1 protein-coding gene is annotated in these 606 nt (G+C 72.1%); it reads right to left on the reverse strand.

Annotated elements, in window-relative coordinates; all coding sequences use genetic code 11:
• On the reverse strand, positions 1-582 hold a 582-nt coding region (locus ABD194_RS20855; protein ID WP_343995108.1), incomplete at its 3' end, for a rhomboid family intramembrane serine protease.
• Positions 583-606 lie beyond the last annotated feature (24 nt).

Here is a 606-nt window from a genome sequence, read left to right on the forward strand (position 1 = left end):
GGTCCTGAGCCCGGCCAGCGTGGGCGATCCGGCGAGCAGGCTCACGGCGACCTGGCCGCCGATCCCGCTGATGAGGTACAGCGCGGCGAAACGGGCGCGTCCGAGCATCGGCTCGAGGTACTGGCCCAGGGACCACAGCGCGAACATGTTGAGCAGGATGTGGAAGATCGTGTCCGGCGAGTGCAGGAACGCCGCGGTCAGGAACCTCCACGGCTCGGTCCACCCGAGCGCGGGCACGAAGGAGAACCGCGCGGTGATGGTCGGGTCGACCCGCTGGATCAGGTAGACGACGGCGCAGATCGCGATGATCGAGTACGTGACGACGGGCGTGCCGTCGGTCGCACGGCCACCGAAGACCGTCTGGGCGCTGGGCGTGGTGCGGGCGGCCTCGCGTACGCAGTCCACGCACTGGATGCCGACGGCGGCGGGCCGCTGGCACTCCGGGCACGCAGGCCGACGGCAGCGCTGGCAGCGCACGTAGGCCTCGCGGTCGGGGTGGCGCGGGCACACGGACGGACCGGCAGCGGGCTGCGGCACTCCCGGCTCGAGCGGGGGCTGGCCACTGGTCGGGTTGTCAGACAACAGGAGTCCCCCTGCCGGTCGCGT

The organism is Terrabacter terrae, assembly GCF_039529575.1.
In the GTDB taxonomy this organism is placed as follows: Bacteria; Actinomycetota; Actinomycetes; order Actinomycetales; family Dermatophilaceae; genus Terrabacter; species Terrabacter terrae.